The sequence below is a fragment of the Streptomyces sp. NPDC001351 genome, from assembly GCF_042896045.1.
Classification (GTDB): Bacteria; Actinomycetota; Actinomycetes; order Streptomycetales; family Streptomycetaceae; genus Streptomyces.
Genome location: NZ_JBIAWS010000006.1, coordinates 488,569 through 506,440, shown reverse-complemented (window position 1 = coordinate 506,440; position 17,872 = coordinate 488,569). Strand labels below are relative to the sequence as shown.

The window sequence follows — 17,872 nt, the reverse complement described above, 5'->3', positions numbered from 1 at the left end:
CCTTTTTAGGGTTGTGGTCGGCTGCAGGTCGGTGGGGGTTGATCGCGCCCCGCGGCGGAGCCGCATACCGACACAGCCCCGCGCCCCTTAAGGGGTTGTCGCCACCGCCAGGGGATATGCGCCGGTGGGGAGGGGTGGCCCCGCTGTCCCCGTGGCTGTGTCGACCGGCACCAGGGCGTTTTCGTCGGCTGTTGTGACGTAGGCCTTGGTGCCGTTCCAGTTCAGGGCGACGTCGAAGGCCGACTTGCCGACCGTGATCTGCTTGCCTGGGGCGCCGGTCACCGTGTCGACGGGGGTCACGGAGTCGCCGTTGCTGGGGCTCACCCACAGTGTCCGGCCGTCCGGGGAGAGGGCCAGGCCGTAGGCCTGGCCTGTGACCAGCAGGGTCGGTTCGGTGTCGTTCGTCGCGGTGTCGATCGGAGTGACCGTCGAACCGCCGGAGTCGGAGACGTAGACCGTCCTTCCGTCGGGCGCGGCGACCACGTTGAAGGGGCTCGGGCCGACCGGGACCGCGGTCTCGGTCTTACCCGTGGTGAGGTCGACGGGCGAGACCGTGTTGTCGTGGATGTCGGCGACGTACAGGGTCCTGCCGTCGGGTGTGATCGCCATGTTCTCCGGTCCGGAACCGACCGGGAGAGGTGTCCCCGTTGCCAGCGTGGTCGTGTCCACGGGCTGGACCGTGCCGTCCGTGTAGTTGGCGACCCAGAGCGTACGGCCGTCAGGGGTGAGGGTGAGGCCGGCCGGGACGCGGCCCACGGGGACCGTCGCGGTGACCTTGCCGGCGGCCACGTCGATCACGCTGACCGTGTTCGAGCCCTGATCGGCGGCGTAGGCGGTGCGCCCGTCGGCGCTCACGACCACCTCACCGGGGTTGGCGCCCACCGCGAGGGCGGTGCTCTTTCCGGAGGAGAGGTCGATCGAACTCACCGAAGCGCCACTGAAGTCGGCGGTCAGTGCCCTGGGCGTTCCCGTTCCGTCGGTGACCCGGACCGGGAGAGCGCGGCTGAGGATTCCGGTGCCGGATACGACGAGCGAGCGGACTCCCTGTGCCGTCCCGGCGGTGACCCTGACCGTTGCCGAGGCGCTGCCTTTGGCCGGGACGGTGACACTGCCCTCGGTGGGCGAGGCGGTGACGCCTTCGGGGACGGCCAGCTTCCAGGAGACCGTGCGGGAGGCGGTGGAGCGCTTGTCGGAGAGGTCGAGCGTGACCGTCCCGGTCGCGCCCGGCTCGAGGCTCAGCGAACCCGGGGCGAAGGAGGCGTCGACACCGGGGTCGGGCGCCGTGTCCAGCATCGTCGTGTAGAGGAACTGGTCCATCACGCCCGGCGACACCTGCTGGGGGATCGCGTCGAGTTCCTTGCGCTCGGCCCTCAGCCGGTTCCAGTACGTGGTGACGGCTTCGGTGTCGCCCTTCTTGTCGGCCAGCAGCAGGGCCACGGCGGTCCGGCCCGCGCTGCCGTAGCGGCCGAGCTTGTCCAGCCAGGCCGAAGTCTCGTCCAGGAAGGCCGGGTTGGCGAGGTGGGCGCGCAACTCGGCGGGCGTGGCTGCCATGTCGCTGAAGTACGACGTCAGCGCGGCGGCCGCCCGGTCGAGGCCGCTGTCGTCGGCGTAGGCCTTACGGAAGGCCGCAATGAGCTGGGTGAGCGTGGGTGATTCGGTCCGGTCCAGCTGGGAGGAGTAGTTCGCCTCGGCGAAGGTGCCCAGCCATTTCGCCGCCGAGGGCCCCGCGAGATCGCGGACCGAGGCGAGGAAGGCCGCGCGGGGGTCGTAGGCGGCCGGGTTCCAGAGGTACGCGGCCGAGGTGAACAGGGCCAGGCGGCTCGCCTCGCCCTGGACCATCGGGTTGGCGGTCACACCGACGGCCTCGCTCGCGACACCGGGTTCGCGGCCGGTGTAGGGGCCGAGGAGGAGACGGCTGGTGACGTAGTCGTTCACCGGGTAGTTGTCCCAGACCAGGATCGGGTGACCGTAGACCGTGCGGGCCTGCTTCAGCTGCTCGGTCGTGATGCTCGGCGCGATCACGCCGACACCGGTCCACTCCACGACGACGGACGGGTCCAGCTTCTCGCGCAGGGCCTTCTTGTACGGGGAGTCAGCCAGGTCGGAGTACTCGGTGGGGACCATCTCCAGGGGCTGGAGGCCGGTGTGGTGGGCGGAGAAGTCCTTCCACGCCTGGTTGAGGAGATGCGCCTGGGCCGCGCCCGCCGCGCCCCCTCCCGTGCCGAACTCCTGCGCGTCGGCGTCGCAGTTCCACTTCGTGTAGCTGATGTCGTCCAGCGGGATCGCGAACGACCGCACGCCGATGCCGTACAGCGAGTCGAACTTGCGGGTGAGGGCGGCGATGTCCGATGCGGCGGAGTAGCAGACCGACAGGCCGGGGGAGAGGGCGTAGGTGAAGCGGACATGGTTGGCGTCGGCGCGGTCGACCAGCTCCCTGAGCCGGGACAGCTCGGCGGCCGGGTACTCGTCGCGCCATCGGGCACGCAGGTAGGCGTCGTCCTTGGGGGAGTAGACGTAGACGTTCTGTTTCGTACGGCCGTAGAAATCGAGCTGGTTGAGGCGCTCGGCGTGTGTCCACGGGGTGCCGTAGAAGCCTTCGACGACTCCGCGCAGGGCGGCGATGGGCCAGTCGCGGACGGTGACCGGGGGCAACTCGCCCTTTTTGCGAACCAGTTGGCGCAGGGTCTGGGCCGCGTAGAACGTGCCCGTGGTGTCGATGCCGGACAGGGCGAGAAGGGCGCGGCCGTCAGCGCGGCCGGAGGCGAGGGCGTAGCCGCCGGAGGGAAGACCGGTGGGGGACTTGGCGTGCAGGCGCTTCAAGATGCCTGCGGTGGCCGGGTTTTCCGTGGGACCGCCGAGATAGACGGTGAGACCGGCCTTCGGAGGTCTGCCGTCGGCCCGCACGATGGTGATGTGTGTGGCGCCGGCGCCACGGAGAACGGAGTCGACGAGACGGCGGGCCGAGGGGTCGGTGCTGGGGCCGACGACCTCCACCACCCTTGCCGGGACGGTGAGTTGGCCCGGCGCCGTCCTCTGGATCTGCTGGGGCGTCGGCCATACCTGGGGTGGCCGTGCGGCCGGGGCGGCCGTCGCGGTGGTCGCAGTGGGGGCGGTCAGTGCGGCGGTCAGCAGGAGCGCGGCGGTCGTGGAACGCCATGGACGTCTGGCTGGGAACATGGATTCTCCTGAGCCAAGGGTGAATGCATCCACCGCGTGATGCTAGAGATGCTGAATACATCATTCAATGGGGCGTGGGTGGAGCGGTCAGTGCCTGATGTTGTGGTGTGCGTCACAGCGGAGCTAGGGTGAAAGCGCTTGGAGGACCACGCCCGGGCGTACCGATCGGCGGCGCGCGACCGGGCCTGCTCCAGGTGAGGAAGTGATCTCGGTGTCCGTCGCCTGGGACGACATCGGCGGACTCGTCGATGCCCACGAACGTTTCCTGGCGGGCGCGCGGGTCGAGGCGGACGTCCGGGGTTCGGTACTCGAATCCTGGAAGCGCTGCCGCTCCGCGGGGCTCGAACCCGGTCGTCTGCGCGTCCCCTACGAGCAGGGCCTGACGCTGGATGAACGGTTCCTGCGCGCCGCCGACCCGGTGCTGACGAGACTGAGCGCCTCCCTGGCGGACATGGGCATGTCGATCGCGCTGTGCGACGCGCGGGGCCGCATGGTGCGGCGCCTCGACGGCGACCCGCGGCTGCGCGACCGGCTGGACGAGGTGAACTTCGCCCCGGGCTTCGACGCCTCCGAGCCGGTGGTCGGCACCAACGGCGTCGGCACCGCGCTCGCCGAGCGCGGCCCGATCTATGTCGTCGGCCGTGAGCACTTCGCCGACTGTCTGCAGCCCTTCGCCTGTGCCGGCTCGCCCGTCCGCAACCCGCTGAGCGGCCGCATCGAGGCCGTCCTGGACCTCACCTGCCTGCGCGACGACGGCGACCCCACCATGCTGCGACTGGTCCGGGCGGCCGCCCGGGACATCGAGGGCCGCCTCCTCGAACAGGCCACGGAACGGGAACGCGCGCTCCTCGCCGCCTACCGGCGGGCCGCCCTCGACGTGCGCGGAGCGGCACGGCCGCCCGTCCGTCCGGCGCCGGGCGACGGCAACGGACACGACGCCGACGGCCTCGGCCGGATCGACCTGGCCGTACTGCGCGAGCGGGCCGAGGAACTCATCGCCTCGCCGGGCCGCACCCTCGACGAGGTCCCGCTCTCGGGCGGCCGTGTCGCCACGCTGCTGCGGCGCCAGGTCATGGGTGCGGCCGGGGAGACGGGCGTCGTGGTGGAAGCGCGCATCCTGGGCGGGCCGCAGCTCAGCGGACTGGGCCGGCCGACGTCGCCACCGGTTGCCGGGCCGGTGCCGGTGGCGACCCCGGGGCCGAACGGGCCGGTGGCCGCACGCGAGGCGACCGACCCGACGGTCTCCCGGCCCGCCGTCGTCGTACGAGCCGTCGTGCCTCCGCCCCAGCCCCCGGCACCACAACCCGCCGAAACCGTCGACGACATCCTCGACGGCGCCGAGAGCCGGCTGCTGCTCGTCGGGGAACCCGGCGTGGGCCGGCTGGCCGTACTCGCGCGCAGACGGCTGGAGTTGCTGCATGAGGCGGGGGTGCGGATCGGCACCACCCTCGACGTCACCCGCACCGCGGAGGAACTCGCCGCGGTGACCGTGCCCCGGTTCGCCGACTTCGTCGCCGTCGACGTGCCCGACGCGGTGCTGCGCGGCGAGGAGCCGGTGGCGCTCGGCGGCTGTACGGCGCTGCGCCGGGTCGCCATCCGCGCCGTACGCAAGCAGCCCGCGAATCTGTATGACGTCGGAGACGCCGTCGAGTACGTCTCGTCCACACCGCAGGCCCGCTGCCTGGAACTCACCCAGTCCGTCATGGAACCGGTCCTCGCGGAGGCGGGCGGCTGGATCGCGCAGGACCCCGAACGGATGGGGCGGGTGCTCGCGGCGGGCGTCCACTCCCTGATCGCCGTGCCGCTGCGGGCCCGCGGCACCACGCTCGGCGTGGTCAGCTTCTACCGTTCCGAGCGGCCCGCACCCTTCGAGGACGACGACCTCTCCCTCGCCCAGGAGCTGGTCCTGCGCGCCGCGACCTGCATCGACAATGCCCGCCGCTACACCCGCGAGCACAACACCGCCCTCGCCCTGCAGCGCAGCCTGCTGCCCAAGGGCCGCCCCGAGCAGAGCGCCGTCGAGGTCGCCTACCGCTATCTGCCCGCGCAGGCCGGCGTCGGCGGCGACTGGTTCGACGTCATCCCGCTGTCCGGCGCCCGGGTCGCCCTGGTCGTCGGGGACGTCGTCGGCCACGGCCTGCACGCCGCCGCCACCATGGGCCGGCTGCGCACCGCCGTGCACAACTTCTGCTCCCTGGACCTGTCGCCCGACGACCTCCTCACCCACCTCGACGACCTGGTGGGACGCCTCGACCGGGGCGAGGGCTGGGCGGTGGAGAGCACCCAGGCCGACTCCGGCATCGTCGGAGCGACCTGTCTCTACGCGGTCTACGACCCGGTGTCCCGGCGCTGCACCCTCACCCGCGCCGGGCACCCCCTGCCCGCGGTCGTCGCCCCGGACGGCACGGTCGAGTTCGTCGACCTGCCACCCGGCCAGCCCCTCGGCCTCGGCGGCATGCCCTTCGAGACCGTCGAGCTGGAGCTCGCCGAGGGCAGCCAACTCGTGCTCTACACCGACGGGTTGGTCGAGGACCGGCTGCGGGACATGGACTCCGGTCTGGACCGGCTGCGTACCGTCCTGGGCGTTCCCGGCCGGTCGCCCGAGGACACCTGCGAGGCGGTCCTCGACGCGCTGCTGCCGGAGCGGCCGAGTGACGACGTGGCGCTGCTGGTGGCCCGGACTCGCGTCCTCGGGCCGGAACGGGTCGCCGAGTGGGTGCTGCCCAGTGACCCGGCGGTCGTCTCCCGCGCCCGCACCGCGGTCACCGGACAGCTCGCCGCGTGGGGGCTGGACGAACTCGCCTTCACCACCGAGCTGGTCGCCAGCGAACTCGTCACCAACGCCATCCGTCATGCCACCGGGCCCGTGCAGCTCCGCCTTCTGCGCGACCGTGCGCTGCTGTGCGAGGTGTCCGACGGGAGCAGCACGTCGCCGCGGCTGCGGCGGGCTCGTACGGAGGACGAGGGTGGGCGCGGGTTGTTTCTGGTGGCCCAGCTCACCGAGAGGTGGGGGACTCGGTATACGCCATACGGGAAGGTGATCTGGACGGAGCAGGCACTGCCGTGAGCCGTGCGGGTGGGGCGTGTTTGGTCTGTGGCGCCGCCTCGGCTGCCCGCGCGGTTCCGCGCACCCCTGCCGGGGCGCCGCGCAACCGCACGGGGTCCCGCCCCGCCTGCCCGGTCACCAGGCCGTGAACAGCAGGTGGTTCACGAGCAGCGCCAGCACCCCCTGCGCCGCCAGCCAGCCGCGTGCCCCCGTCAGGAAGGCGCAGCTCGGCAAGAGCCACATCGCGAAGGGCAGCCAGATTCGTTCCGTTTCTGCCTTGCTCATGCCCGACGCGTCGGCGACGAGGAGGGCGAGCAGGGCCGCGGCCACGAGGATGGCGAGGCGGAAGGCGGATGCCTGGGTGCGGTGGATGAGAGTGGTGCAGGTGCGGCGCAGGCCTGCCGCGGTGGCCGGGCCGACGATGAACACCGTGGAGGCCAGGTTCGCCCACACCCAGTAGCTGTACGGCCGGACGCCGCCCGCGCCCTGGTAGTAACGGATGACCAGCAGGCGGTACGCCTCCCACCAGTTGAAACCCAGCGCGGTGAAGACCGCTGGGACGACGGCGAGTCCCGCGAGGAGGAAGGGGAGGGGGCGCGTGCGGTTCATACCGAGGAGGAGGACCACGGCGGCGATCAGGGCGAAGAGGGTGAGGCCGTAGGAGAGGTAGGCGGTCAGTCCGAAGAGGAGGCCCGAGGCGAAGCCCGTCCAGCGCGGATGGTGGCCCGTCACCGCGAGGGCCAGGAGCGCGGTCGCCCAGGCGGCGACCGCCGTGAAGTAGCCGTCGGCGGAGGCCCCCACCCAGACCGCCGCCGGGGCCAGGGCGAGGAAGGGGGCGGCCCGCCGGGCCAGCTTCTCGTCGGCGAGTACGCGTACGGCGATCAGGACCGCGGCCGTCGCCGTGGTGCCGACGGTGATGACGAAGGTGCCCGCCCAGCCGCCGCCGCGCAGTCCGATGCGGTCGAGGAGGACGAAGGTGACGGTGGCCCCCGCGGGATGGCCGGCGATGTGCGCGGGCCAGTTTCCGGGGGATTCGATCAGGATGTGGTGGGTGAAGTCCCGCAGCGCGCCGGGGATGTCGTGGAAGCGGTCGATGACCTGCAGGTATTCGTTTCGCGTCGTCAGTCGCCGGGCGATGCCGCGCTGCCAGCCGTCGATCAGGGCGAGGGACCACGTCCAGGCCAGTGCCGTCCCCCAGGTGACGAGCAGCAGGGGGCGCCAGGGCAGGCGGGCGGCCAGCGGGGGACCGTACGCCACCACGGCGACCGCGACGGCGATCGCCGCCGGGGTGCCGGGACCGACGTGCGGGTCCCAGGTCGCCAGGAGCGGGGGCCAGCCGACGCGGAGCGAGCCGTTGCGGTGCTCGATGCCGGTGCCGATGACGGCGGCCGTCACGGCGAGCAGGGCGGCGGCCGCGGCGGCGTAGAGGTCTCGGCGGAGGTCGCGGTTCACGGCGCACACGCTAGGGCGCGGGACGTCCCCCGGGCGGCTGACATGCACGGACGTCAGAGTTTCGTCATGGTTCGCGGACCCCTTTCGGGGGTGCGCCGGACCTACGGTCGGGGCATGAGACGGACTCCCTTCTCGCCTTCCTTCTGGCGCAGTCCCGTGCGCGGCCCCTGGTTCACCTCGGTCCTCGGCATCGTCCTGCTCGGCGGCATCACCGTGCTGTTCGTGACGGGGCTGCTGTCGTACGCCGCCTACAACCCGGACCTGGCGCGGGTGAACGACAAGACCCCGGACAAGGGGATCCTCGGCTTCTATCTCTTCTCCTGGCCGACCGATCCGCACTGGCTGTACCGGCTCACCCAGGGCGTCCACGTCACCCTCGGGATCACCCTGATCCCCGTGCTGCTGGCCAAGCTGTGGTCGGTGGTGCCGAAGCTGTTCACGCTGCCGCCCGCCCGTTCCCTCGCCCATGCGCTGGAGCGGATCTCGTTGCTGCTGCTGGTCGGCGGCGGCCTGTTCGAGTTCGTCACCGGCGTGCTGAACGTCCAGCTCGACTACGTCTTCCCGGGCTCCTTCTACCCGCTGCACTTCTACGGGGCGTGGGTCTTCTTCGCCGCGTTCGCCGCGCACGCGGTGCTGAAGACTCCGGCGGCCCTGCGCAATCTGCGGAGTATGCGTCAACCGCATCAATTGACGCAGGAGGAACGGGAATTGGAGTCTCCTGACCCCGACCCGCCGACCGTCTCCCGACGGGGGGCCCTCGGGCTGGTCGGAGGCGGCTCCCTGCTGCTGTTCGCCACGACGGCCGGGCAGGACTTCGACGGGCTGCGGTGGTCCGCCGTACTCGCCCCGCACGGGGGCGCCGACCCGGGCAGCGGTCCGGGCGGCTTCCAGATCAACAAGACCGCCGTGTACGCCGGCATCAGTGCGTCGGAGCGGAGTGCGGAGGCGTGGCGGCTGACCGTCAGCGGTCGCACCGGCACCGTCCGGCTCAGCCGCGCCGAACTGCTCCAACTCCCCCTGCACAGCTCGGCGTTGCCCATCGCCTGTGTCGAGGGCTGGTCGACCTCCGACCAGTGGTGGCGGGGCGTGCGGCTGCGGGATCTCGCGGCCCTCGTGGGGTACGAGGACGATCCGCCGGACGTCTTCGTGGAGTCACTGCAACGGCACGGCGCGTTCCGGCGGGCCGCCCTGCGCGCCAACCAGGTCGCCGACCCGCGTTCCCTGCTCGCCCTGTTCGTCAACGGCGAGGAGCTGACCCCCGACCACGGCCATCCGGCACGGGTCATCGTGCCCGCGGCACCCGGTGTGCTCAACACCAAGTGGGTGGCGCGGATGACGTTCGGAGACCTGTGATGAGGCGCCCCCGGTTCGCGCTGCCGCTCGGCAGCCCCCTGCAGATCCTGCTGCTGGCCTGCTCGTTCGCGCTTGCCGCCTATGCGGCGGTGCGGCTGCTCGTGGGGGACTGGCTGGGGGTCGCGCTGTGGTTCGCGGGCGCGGCGCTGCTGCACGACCTGGTGCTGCTTCCGCTGTACGCGGCGGCGGACCGCGCCCTGGTGAAGGCGGCGGGCCCGCGGCGCGGGTGGGTGGGGTACGTCCGGGTGCCGGCCGCGCTGTCGCTGCTGCTTCTGCTGGTCTGGTTCCCGCTGATCGGCGGACAGGTGACGGCGCGTTACGCGTCCGCCACGGGCCTGTCCGCGGACCGGTTCCTGTCCCGCTGGCTGCTGCTGACGGCCGTGCTCTTCGGTGGTTCGGCGGTGTTGTTTGTGCTGCGGGTGCGCAAGGCGACGAAACGGCGGTCCGTCCATTGATCGTCGGCACGGCTGCCGACGTGGGTGTGCGTGTGGCGGCGGGGCGGCCTGGTAGCGGGGCGAAGCGCTCCGCGACCGGCCTGTGCCGATGGCTACTTCCTCGCCTGCCGGCCGCCCGTGACGGCGCTGCTGTTCCTGCTGCGGCTGCGCAGGGCGACGAAACAGCGGCCCCCGGCCGTCCACTGATCCACGGCATGCCAGCCCGCCCGGCGCGCGTGCCGCAGCAGGGCCGGCGTGCCGAGCCGGGCCCACGGGAAGGGGCTGCCGGCGGCTCCTCGGGCGTCGGTGACATGCACCCGGACCCGCTCGTCGACCTCCGGGTCCGGGACCGTCTCGGCGATCAACAGGCCGCCGGGGGCCAGGAGTCGGGCCATGCGGTCCAGCAGGGCGCGCGGGTCGCCGCCGATGCCGACGTTGCCGTCGAGCAGGAGTGCGGTGCCCCAGCGGCCCTCGGCGGGCAGCGGCTCGAAGACGGAGCGGCGCAGCGCCTGCCCGCCGAGGGCGACCGTGCGGGCGACGGCCGCCTCACTCACGTCGATCCCGAGCACCGGCAGCCCCCGCGCGCCCAGCGCGACGACCAGCCGCCCGGGCCCGCACCCCACGTCGAGCACCGCACCCTCGCACCGCCGCAACACCTCCAGATCGACACCGTCGGCCTCCGCACACCACCGCTCGACCTCCAGCAGAAGCAACCAGCCGTCGGCGCGGCGCAGGAAGAGCGGGCCGCGTCCGGCGCGCAGGGCGCAGGCATAGGGGTCGGCGGACCAGGTGCCGTCGTCCTCGGGGCCGACCTGCGAGCGAGGACCGTCGCCGGGGCGCCGACGCACTGCGACACGGCTCGGCACGACGGGCCGCGCGGCTCCGAGCCCGCCGCCTGAGCCCGACGGCCGGGCACCTGATGGGGTGCTGCCGACCTCCGGGGCCACCCCTCGACGTGCCATGGGGCCGCTCGCGGCAGGGGAACCCTGGGTGTTGGAGGCGGTGCCTGGGTTGGTCGGGCGGGTGCTTGGTGGGGAGTGGCCGGGCCCCGGGGTCGGCTGGTGGCGGGACAGGTAGCTGTTCGCGTCGTGGGGCCGCTGGGTGTGGGAGGCGGCGGACGGGTTCGTCGGGTGGGTGTCCGCCTCAGGGGTTGGTGCTCGGCGGGGCGTGGGGGTGCTTGGCCCGTGGGGGCCCTGGGTGTCGAGGCCGGTGTCCGGGGTCGTTGCCGGCGGGGAGTCGTCGGGCTCCGGGGCCGGGTGGTCGGGAGCCGTGTCGGTGGGTGGCTGGCGCCCGATCCGTGTAGTCAGTTGCGGGACGCCTTGCGTCGTGCCGCTCATCGGTCCGCCGCCGTGAGGTGGGCCAGCTGAGCCGCGAAGCGGCTGGTGGGTGCGGTCTTGGCGACCAGTTCGGCGTCGTACGCCGTGTCGACGTCCCGCAGGCGCGGCAGGTCCCGTACACGCAGGCCTGCCAGCCGGGCGCGTTGGACGGCGCCCGTGCGGGGTGTCGACATCGGCACGCCGAGGAGGAGTGCCGGGTCCGGGGCGGCCAGGCCCAGGGCCCAGAAGCCGCCGTCCTCCGCGGGGCCGAAGTAGGCGTCGCAGCCGGCGAAGTCCACAGCGAGCAGCTCCGGTGTCACCTGGGGGGTGTCCATGCCGATGAGCAGAGCCGGGCCGGCGCAGTGCGCGAAGGCCGCGGCCAGGCGTTCGTCGAGGCCGCCCGGGCACTGCCGTACGACCTCGAAGCCCGGCGGCAGCCAGGGGCCCGGCTCGCCCTCCAGGACCAGGACCCGGCGGTGGGCCGGAGTCCGTGCGACGGTGTCCAGGGTGTCCGCCAGCGCCGCCTCGGCGAGCGCCGCCGCCTCCCGAGGGGTGAACGGCGGCGTCAGCCGGGTCTTCACCCGGCCGGGCCTCGGTTCCTTCGCGATGACCAGGAGCGTGGCCAGGGAGGTCATGGGCGGACTCCTTCGCGTACCCGCGCCGCCACCGGCGGCTCGGCCAGGACCCGGCTCATGTCCCGCACCGCCTGCCAGGTGCCGCGCCAGGTGCCGGTCACCTTGGAGGCGCCCGCACGCGGCAGGTACGGGACGTCGTGCTCGGCGATCCGCCAGCCCGCGTCCGCGGCACGGACGACCATCTGCAGGGGGTAGCCGCTGCGGCGGTCCGTGAGGGCCAGGGACAGCAGCGGCTCGCGGCGGGCGGCGCGCAGCGGGCCCAGGTCGTGCAGGCGCAGGCCGGTGCGGCGGCGAAGGAGACGGGCGAGGGCGAGGTTGCCCGCGCGGGCGTGCAACGGCCAGGCGCCGCGCGTCAGCGGCCGGCGCCGGCCCAGCACCAGATCCGCCTCCCCGGCCCGGATCCGCTCCACGAACGGCACCAGGTCGGCCGGGTCCAGCGAGGCGTCGCAGTCGCAGAAGCAGACGATGTCCGCGGTGGCCGCCGTCAGGCCCGCGTGGCAGGCGGCACCGAAGCCGCGCCGCGCCTCGCGCACGACCCTCGCGCCGAGCGCGCGAGCGATGTCCGCAGACCCGTCGGTGGAGCCGTTGTCCACGACGAGCGCGCGCCAGCCGGGCGGGATGCGGTCCAGCACCCACGGCAGTGCCTCGGCCTCGTCGAGGCAGGGGAGTACGACGTCCACGGACGTCGCGCCCGGGTCTCGTACGGCGGATACGTCTTTCCCGGATACGTCTTTCCCGGATACGTCTGTTCCGGATACGTCTTTGTCGGAAGGGGGCGTCACGGCACTCACCCTACGAATCAGAATCGGACAAATCGGGCTTCGGCTCCTTACGAAACGGGGACGTCAGGAGGCGGACGGCGGCTTACGCGCGCGTGCGGTGCGAGGCTGGGCCCATGGAGCAGCAGCAGTACGGACAGGGCGGCGCCCGGGTGCTCGTCGTGGACGACGATCCGACCGTCGCCGAGGTCGTCACCGGGTATCTCGACCGCGCCGGATACGTCGTGGACCGGGCCGGCGACGGGCCCGACGCGCTCGCCCGCGCCGCCGCCCACTGGCCCGACCTCGTCGTCCTCGACCTGATGCTGCCCGGCATGGACGGCCTCGAGGTGTGCCGGCGGATGCGGGGCCGCGGACCGGTGCCGGTCATCATGCTCACCGCGCGCGGCGACGAGGACGACCGCATCCTCGGGCTGGAGGTCGGCGCCGACGACTACGTCACCAAGCCGTTCAGCCCCCGCGAGCTGGTCCTGCGCGTGGAGTCCGTGCTGCGCCGCACCCGGCCCTCCCAGCCGTCGGGCCTGCTGCGGGCGGCCGGGCTCTCCGTCGACCCGGCGTCCCGCCGTGCCCTCAAGAACGGCGCCGAACTCGCCCTCACCATCCGGGAGTTCGACCTCCTGGCCTTCTTCCTGCGGCACCCCGGCCGGGTCTACAGCCGCGAGGACCTGATGCACGAGGTGTGGGGCTGGGACTTTGGCGACCTGTCGACCGTCACCGTTCATGTACGGCGGCTGCGCGGCAAGGTCGAGGACGACCCGGGCAGGCCTCGGCTGATCCAGACCGTGTGGGGCGTGGGCTACCGCTTCGACGGCTCCGAGGACGTCTCCGACGGCGCCTTTCGAGCGGAGGCGTGACCGTGCACGACAACCTCCTCATCGCCCTGTTCGCCTTCCTCGGCGCCGCCGCGGCCGGACTGCTCGGCGCCTGTGTGCTGCTGCTCATCCGGCGCCGCTCGCTCGCCCTGCACCTCGGTGTGGTCGCCGCCGTCGCCGTCACCGCGATGCTCGCGGGCACCCTCGCGGTCGCGCAGGCCATGTTCCTGTCCGGGCACGACCTGAAGGTCGTCACGACCGTCGTCGCCATGGCCGCCGTGGTCTCCCTGGCCACCGCCCTGCTGCTGGGCCGCTGGGTCGCCGCCCGCAGCCGCGCCCTCACCCTCGCCGCCCGCTCCTTCGGCGACGGCGGCGACTTCACCTCGCCCGCCGGCCCCGCCACTGCCGAACTCGCCGCCCTCAGCCGGGAGTTGGAGGCCACCAGCGCCAAGCTCGCCGAGTCCCGGGAACGCGAACGTGCCCTGGAGTCCTCCCGCCGTGAACTGGTCGCCTGGATCTCCCACGACCTGCGCACCCCCCTCGCCGGCCTGCGCGCCATGTCGGAGGCGCTGGAGGACGGCGTCGCCGCCGACCCCGGCCGCTACCTCAAGCAGATCCGCACCGAGGTCGAGCGCCTCAACGACATGGTCGGCGACCTCTTCGAACTCTCCCGCATCCACGCAGGCACCCTGGCGCTCAGCCCGAGCCGGATCTCCCTCTACGACCTCGTCGGCGACGCACTCGCGGGCGCCGACCCCCTGGCCCGCGAGCACGGCGTACGGCTGGTCGGCGACCGGGTCGAGCCCCTGCCGGTGGAGGTGGACGGCAGGGAGATGAGCCGGGTGCTGGGCAATCTGCTGGTCAACGCCATCCGGCGGACTCCCGCCGACGGCACGGTGGCGATCGCCGCGGAACGCTCGCCGGACGGTGTGGTCGTGTCCGTGACGGACGCCTGCGGCGGCATCCCGGAGGAGGACCTGCCCCGCGTCTTCGACACCGGATGGCGGGGCACGCATGCCCGGACTCCCCCTGCCGGAGCGGGCCTCGGCCTCGCCATCGTGCGGGGCATCGTGGAGGCGCACCAGGGCCGCGCGACCGTCCGCAACATCCCGGGCGGCTGCCGCTTCGAGGTGACCCTGCCGGTCGCGAAGGCCTGAACGGTCACCTCTCGGGGCGGCACTCGATGTCGGTCGCGGAGATCTCCCGGCAGGTGAGACCACTCCCGGGGCCGATGGCATGCGAGAGGAGCGGTGCGACGAGCTTTTCGCAGGTCCCGTCCGCGCCGTCCTCGGAGTCCTCGCTCGCGTGCTTGCAGGCTCTGTCGATGACGGTGGCGCTGTCGACCTTCTTGCCCGGCGGCGGCGTGTCCGCAAAGGCCGCCGGGGCGAGGAGGAACACGCCCACCACCGGTGCGCTGAGCAGCGCGGCGATCCGGGTGCGGGTGGGCTTGAGGGTACGCCGGAGCATTCTGCGGTCCTTTCAACTTATGTGTGACGAACAGCGCCATGATCGACGACAACGCCGTCGTCCAGGCGTGGACACGCTCGGTGCGTCCGCGTGAACTCCCTCATCCCCGGCTGCCCCCAGGGCAGCACCAGCGGTCCGTCGCGGGCCTATGCCTCACGCATTCCGGCCCGCGCGAACTCCCGCATGCCCTCCTCGAAGCCCACCTCGGCCTTCCAGCCCAGCTCGGCCCGCAGTCGCGCCGAGTCCGCCGTGATGTGCCGTACGTCGCCGAGCCGGTACTCCCCGGTGACGACCGGCTCGGGGCCGCCGTACGCCGCGGCCAGCGCACGGGCCATCTCGCCGACCGTGTGCACCTCGCCGCTGCCGGTGTTGTACGCGGTCAGCGCCCCCTCGCCACAACCTGCCTCCAGCGCCGCCACATTGGCCGCCGCCACGTCCCGCACGTGCACGAAGTCCCGCCGCTGACGGCCGTCCTCGAAGACCCGCGGGGACTCACCGCGGGCCAGCGCGGAGCGGAAGAAGGAGGCGACGCCCGCGTACGGGGTGTCGCGGGGCATCCCCGGCCCGTACACGTTGTGGTAGCGCAGCGACACGGCCGAGCCGCCCGTGGCGCGCGCCCACGCCGCCGCCAGGTGCTCCTGGGTGAGCTTGGTCGTCGCGTACACGTTGCGCGGGTCGACCGGGGCGTCCTCGCCGACCAGCCCGGGGGACAGGGCCGCACCGCACACCGGGCACGGCGGTTCGAAGTGGCCGGCGTCCAGGTCGGCCACCGTGCGCGGGCCCGGCCGTACCAGCCCGTGCCGAGGGCAGCCGTAGCGCCCCTCGCCGTACACCACCATCGACCCGGCCAGCACGAGCCGTCGTACGCCCGCCTCGGCCATGGCGGTGAGCAGGACGGCGGTGCCGAGGTCGTTGTGGGAGACATAGTCGGCCGCGTCCGCGAAGCCGGTGCCCAGGCCGACCATCGCCGCCTGGTGGCACACGGCGTCGACCCCGGTGAGGGCGCTGCGGACGGCGGTGGGGCTGCGTACGTCCGAGGCGGGATCGGCCCGGACGTCGTACACCACGGGCTCGTGCCCGTGTGCCTCCAGTGCCCGCACGACATGGGACCCGATGAACCCGGCACCGCCGGTGACCAGTACTCGCATGCGGCCACGCTAGGGCCGTGACCAGGCGGGACGGGTGGGCCGCGCCCGGGATGTCACGGGTCCGTAAGACCTCCGGGGCCCAGGAGCCGGCCGCGCACCGGCAGCGAGACCGTGAACACCGTCGACCCCGGTGCGCTGCGCAGCTCGATCGTGCCGCCGTGGGCGCGCACCAGGGAACTGGCGACCGACAGGCCGAGCCCGCTGCCGCCCCGGTCGCGGCTGCGGGCCTTGTCGACGCGGTAGAAGCGGTCGAAGACGCGTTCCTGGTCGGCGGCCGGAATTCCGGGGCCGGTGTCCTCGACCCGTACGACGGCCCTGTCGCCCGTCACCTCGACCGCCATCGACACCGGCGTACCGGCCGGTGTGTGCACAGCCGCGTTGGTGAGCAGGTTGTCCAGGACCTGGCGGATGCGGTGCGGGTCCAGACGGAGCTTCAGCGAGGGCGGGCCGGAGGTCACCTTCAAGGGGCGCTCCGGGTGGGTCGCCCGGAAGGCGGCAGCCGCCTCGTCCACCAGCTCCACCAGGTCCGCGTCCTGCATCCGCAGCGGCGCGTCCACCTCCGCCGCGTCCAGGCGGGCGAGCAGCAGCAGGTCGTCCAGGAGCACGCCCATCCGGGCCGCCTCGGCGCGCAGCCGGGCCAGGTGCTTGTCGCGCTCCTCGGGGGCGTTGGCGGCGGCGTACTGGAAGAGGTCCGCGTAGCCCCGTACGGACATCAGGGGGGTGCGCAGCTCGTGCGAGGCGTCCGCGACGAAGCGGCGCAGCCGCTGTTCGGCCTCCGCGCGCACCGCGAGCGAGTCGTCGATGTGCTCCAGCATGGTGTTGAAGGCGGTACGCAGCTCCTCGACCTCCGGGCCGCCGCCCCGTTTGTCGGCGCGCAGCGGCAGCCGGGCCGCCGACTCGGTCAGGTCGTGCGAGGCGATGCCGTGGGCGGTGTGCGCCATGTCGCTCAGCGGGTTCAGGCCCCGGCGCAGCATCCGCCGGCCCGCCAGCACCAGCGCCAGCAGGGCCAGCCCGAAGGCGACCACCTGGACCGTGACCAGCCGCCGTACCGTGTCGTCGATGTCGGCCGTCGGGGCCCCGCTGACCAGGATCACGCCGGGTTTGACCTCGCAGCTGCGCAGCCGGTACTCGCCCTGGCCCGCGATGTCCTCGGTGCGCAGCACCTCCGTGTCCGCGGAGATCTGCGCCTTGGCCACGGCCGTCAGCCCGGCGACGTCCTCGGGCAGGTCGCCCGGCTCCTCGGGCTTGCGGAGCACAGGGGTGCCGTGCGACACGTCGTACACCGCGTAGTACCAGCCCCAGTACTTCTTGCCCGCGAGCGTGCCGGTCTCCGCGATGCTCCTGGACTGCGCGACCTGGGCGAGCCCCAGCTGGTCGTCGAGCTGGTTCGACAGGTAGTCCCGCATATAGGTCGTCAGGGCGGTGCCGACCACGGCGAACACCACCAGCGCCAGCGCCCCGAGCCCCAGCGCCAGCCGGGTGCCGAGCCGGAGCCTGCGGTACGACCTGAGGAGCCGGCGGATCACTCGGCCGCCTGCCGGATCACATACCCGAAGCCCCGCACCGTCTGGATCAGCGGCTCACCCGTGTCGTCGAGCTTGCGGCGCAGCCGGCTGACGACCAGCTCGACGACGTTCGAGCGGCCCCCGAAGCCGTACTCCCACACATGGTCGAGGATCTGCGCCTTGGTCATCACGGTCGGCGACTTGCGCATCAGGAAGCGCAGCACCTCGTACTCGGTGGGGGTGAGCGTGAGCAGCTTGTCGCCGCGCCGCACCTCGCGGGTGTCCTCGTCCATCGTCAGGTCCGCCACCCGCAGCACGGAGCGCTGGAAGCCGGGTCCGGCGCTGCGCCGCAGCACCGTCCGCAGCCGGGCCATCAGCTCCTCCACCGCGAACGGCTTGACCAGGTAGTCGTCACCGCCGCGGGTCAGGCCCGCCACCCGGTCGGCGACGCCGTCCCGCGCGGTCAGGAACACCACGGGCACCATCGTGCCCGAGCCGCGCAGCCGGTCCAGGACACCGAAGCCGTCCACGTCGGGCAGCATCAGGTCGAGCACCACGATGTCCGGGTGGAACTCGCCGGCCAGCCGCAGGGCCTCCTCACCGGAGTTCGCGGTGACCGCGTCCCAGCCCTCGTAGCGGGCCACGGTCGCGACGAGATCGGCGATCGGCGGGTCGTCGTCCACGACCAGGAGGCGTACTTTTTCCACCCGCTCATAGTGCGGTACGCGGCAGGCCGGGCCATGTGGTC

At 72.9% G+C, this 17,872-nt stretch carries 14 protein-coding genes; 5 read left to right on the top strand and 9 right to left on the bottom strand.

Annotated elements, in window-relative coordinates:
• Window positions 1-87: 87 nt before the first annotated feature.
• Entirely contained in the window at window positions 88-3,177 is a 3,090-nt protein-coding gene (locus ACFY1U_RS24610) for a beta-N-acetylglucosaminidase domain-containing protein (protein WP_390696266.1), read from the bottom strand.
• Window positions 3,178-3,379: 202 nt separating this feature from the next.
• Here ACFY1U_RS24610 and ACFY1U_RS24605 point away from each other — a divergent pair, with 202 nt between their 5' ends.
• Entirely contained in the window at window positions 3,380-6,244 is a 2,865-nt protein-coding gene (locus tag ACFY1U_RS24605) for a SpoIIE family protein phosphatase (protein WP_390696265.1), read from the top strand.
• 114 nt (window positions 6,245-6,358) lie between these two features.
• Here the strand turns inward: ACFY1U_RS24605 and ACFY1U_RS24600 are convergent, their stop codons facing one another.
• Entirely contained in the window at window positions 6,359-7,675 is a 1,317-nt protein-coding gene (locus ACFY1U_RS24600) for a hypothetical protein (protein ID WP_390696264.1), read from the bottom strand.
• 114 nt (window positions 7,676-7,789) lie between these two features.
• Between ACFY1U_RS24600 and ACFY1U_RS24595 the strand changes: the two genes are divergently transcribed.
• Together ACFY1U_RS24595 and ACFY1U_RS24590 are read left to right on the top strand one after the other, a co-directional pair.
• Window positions 7,790-9,028, top strand: a complete 1,239-nt coding sequence (locus ACFY1U_RS24595) for a molybdopterin-dependent oxidoreductase (protein ID WP_390696263.1) — start codon at window positions 7,790-7,792, stop codon at window positions 9,026-9,028.
• Entirely contained in the window at window positions 9,028-9,483 is a 456-nt protein-coding gene (locus tag ACFY1U_RS24590; protein WP_390696262.1) for a hypothetical protein, read from the top strand. The genes ACFY1U_RS24595 and ACFY1U_RS24590 overlap by 1 nt, the downstream gene beginning before the upstream one ends.
• 92 nt (window positions 9,484-9,575) lie before the next feature.
• On the opposite strand, the gene ACFY1U_RS24585 is transcribed toward ACFY1U_RS24590, so the two are convergent.
• From ACFY1U_RS24585 to ACFY1U_RS24575, 3 genes are all read right to left on the bottom strand, one after another.
• Window positions 9,576-10,310, bottom strand: a complete 735-nt coding sequence (locus ACFY1U_RS24585) for a methyltransferase domain-containing protein (protein WP_390696261.1) — start codon at window positions 10,308-10,310, stop codon at window positions 9,576-9,578.
• A 485-nt stretch (window positions 10,311-10,795) separates the two neighbouring features.
• Window positions 10,796-11,404, bottom strand: a complete 609-nt coding sequence (locus ACFY1U_RS24580; protein ID WP_390696426.1) for a DUF2064 domain-containing protein — start codon at window positions 11,402-11,404, stop codon at window positions 10,796-10,798.
• A 5-nt stretch (window positions 11,405-11,409) separates the two neighbouring features.
• Window positions 11,410-12,093, bottom strand: coding sequence for a glycosyltransferase family 2 protein (locus ACFY1U_RS24575; protein ID WP_390696260.1), 684 nt, complete (start codon window positions 12,091-12,093; stop codon window positions 11,410-11,412).
• Window positions 12,094-12,308: 215 nt separating this feature from the next.
• Here ACFY1U_RS24575 and ACFY1U_RS24570 point away from each other — a divergent pair, with 215 nt between their 5' ends.
• Together ACFY1U_RS24570 and ACFY1U_RS24565 are read left to right on the top strand one after the other, a co-directional pair.
• Entirely contained in the window at window positions 12,309-13,046 is a 738-nt protein-coding gene (locus tag ACFY1U_RS24570) for a response regulator transcription factor (protein WP_390696259.1), read from the top strand.
• A gap of 2 nt (window positions 13,047-13,048) precedes the next feature.
• Entirely contained in the window at window positions 13,049-14,161 is a 1,113-nt protein-coding gene (locus tag ACFY1U_RS24565; RefSeq protein ID WP_390696425.1) for a sensor histidine kinase, read from the top strand.
• A 4-nt stretch (window positions 14,162-14,165) separates the two neighbouring features.
• Here ACFY1U_RS24565 and ACFY1U_RS24560 read toward each other — a convergent pair whose 3' ends face one another.
• The 4 genes from ACFY1U_RS24560 to ACFY1U_RS24545 form a co-directional block, all read right to left on the bottom strand.
• On the bottom strand, window positions 14,166-14,471 hold the full coding sequence (locus tag ACFY1U_RS24560; protein ID WP_390696258.1) for a hypothetical protein: 306 nt from the start codon (window positions 14,469-14,471) through the stop codon (window positions 14,166-14,168).
• A 146-nt stretch (window positions 14,472-14,617) separates the two neighbouring features.
• Window positions 14,618-15,619: an NAD-dependent epimerase/dehydratase family protein gene (locus ACFY1U_RS24555; protein ID WP_390696257.1), complete on the bottom strand. Its 1,002-nt coding sequence runs from the start codon at window positions 15,617-15,619 to the stop codon at window positions 14,618-14,620.
• Between the two features lie 53 nt (window positions 15,620-15,672).
• Window positions 15,673-17,145, bottom strand: coding sequence for a sensor histidine kinase (locus ACFY1U_RS24550; RefSeq protein WP_390696256.1), 1,473 nt, complete (start codon window positions 17,143-17,145; stop codon window positions 15,673-15,675).
• Window positions 17,142-17,831 carry a response regulator transcription factor gene (locus tag ACFY1U_RS24545; protein WP_344401905.1) on the bottom strand — a complete coding sequence of 230 codons (690 nt, stop codon included), beginning with the start codon at window positions 17,829-17,831 and terminating at the stop codon, window positions 17,142-17,144. The genes ACFY1U_RS24550 and ACFY1U_RS24545 overlap by 4 nt, the downstream gene beginning before the upstream one ends.
• Window positions 17,832-17,872: the final 41 nt, after the last annotated feature.